Raw genomic sequence first — 1,219 nt, 5'->3', positions numbered from 1 at the left:
GTTAAGGTGGCTATCAAAATCTTTTTTCGCAAATAAGCGGCAAGGAGTGCTCATCGGCCGATTGCCGACCGTATCGGCGGGAATGCCTCTTCGCAGAGACTAGCTAGACAGGTGGTTCAGCCAGCAACGGCCATCTTCTGAAATTCCGAGAGAATCTCCGGGAAATTCTGCGCGAGATATCGAACGACACGCGCGTTCTCCAGCAACCGGCCGACATACCCCCTGGCCACCACCAGATCCAGGTGGTCGGATCCGTAGCTCTCCTCGACAAGCTGGTATTCCTTATCGAGTTTGGTTGATTCGTTCTCCATCAATGCGATCTGAGCATCGCTCAGTCCGGCTAGCTTTTTCGGCTGCGACGTATTGGCAAGCTGTGAGGGCGCGGTCGCGCCGACCAGCGACTTTGCGTAGTTGATGGAGAACTTGTTCATGGCGATCATCAGTTGCGCCGCCTCGATCTGACGCACGGCTGCCAGCTTTCGCAGTTCGATAAACGTGTTGGTCGGAACGAAGCGGTCCTTGAGCATGTCGATCGCTTCCGGGCATATCCCTTTTAGCAGATGCTTTTTGAGCCTGATTTGGCCGATGTTGACATTTAGGGTTCTCGCGATGGTCTCTTCGGGGACGCCGCTGTCGATGGCCTTCAGGATCATGAAGTGTTCCTGGATCGTCGCGAGCCGGCTTACCCGTTTGTTGTAGGTGAACGCCTCGTCATCGTTGGCGATCAAACAATCAACCTCAGTGATGCCCATCTCCCGCAAGATCTCAATGCGCATGTGTCCGTCGACCGAGAGGTACTTTCCAGGCGTGTCCTTGTCCCTTGCGACTACGGGCAGTTCCACCAGTCCGATCTCGCGAACGGACGACCTGACCTGTTGGTATTTTTGGGTTCCCTTGGTGCTTTCGGTGATCAGGTGAAGCGGCTGGATGTCTTCAAGCCGAAGGCGGATTGTATCACGCTCAAAAGCGGATTTTACGTCCGGAAGGGTAGGATGCTCTATGGTCATGCGGGCTCAACCCTGCTGATCCTGGCCGCCAGGTTTCGTGGAAGGGTGTTCAGTCCTTCCGCCGCAAGAAGGTCCTGGAATGCATCTTCTGCCAACAGCTGCCGCAAGGCGTGTGTTACAAACAGCAGGCGGTTTCGCGTCGCATCCGCTTTCCGGACCAGAATGCGTTTCCTGTCCGTGTCCGCTTTGAAAGCCTTGATCAACGCTGACGC

At 55.5% G+C, this 1,219-nt stretch carries 1 protein-coding gene and 1 pseudogene; both read right to left on the bottom strand.

From position 1 onward, the window contains the following. Positions 1-116: 116 nt before the first annotated feature. Entirely contained in the window at positions 117-1,007 is an 891-nt protein-coding gene (locus EN925_RS36565) for a plasmid partitioning protein RepB C-terminal domain-containing protein (RefSeq protein WP_127388418.1), read from the bottom strand. Further along, positions 1,004-1,219: pseudogene (locus tag EN925_RS40345) on the bottom strand (chromosome partitioning protein ParB); the annotation flags it as partial. The pseudogene EN925_RS40345 and the gene EN925_RS36565, both read right to left, overlap by 4 nt.

Source organism: Mesorhizobium sp. M7A.F.Ca.US.006.04.2.1 (genome assembly GCF_004022915.1).
In the GTDB taxonomy this organism is placed as follows: Bacteria; Pseudomonadota; Alphaproteobacteria; order Rhizobiales; family Rhizobiaceae; genus Mesorhizobium; species Mesorhizobium ciceri.
The sequence above is the reverse complement of the archived record's forward strand: the minus strand, read 5'-3'. Positions and strand labels throughout refer to the sequence as shown.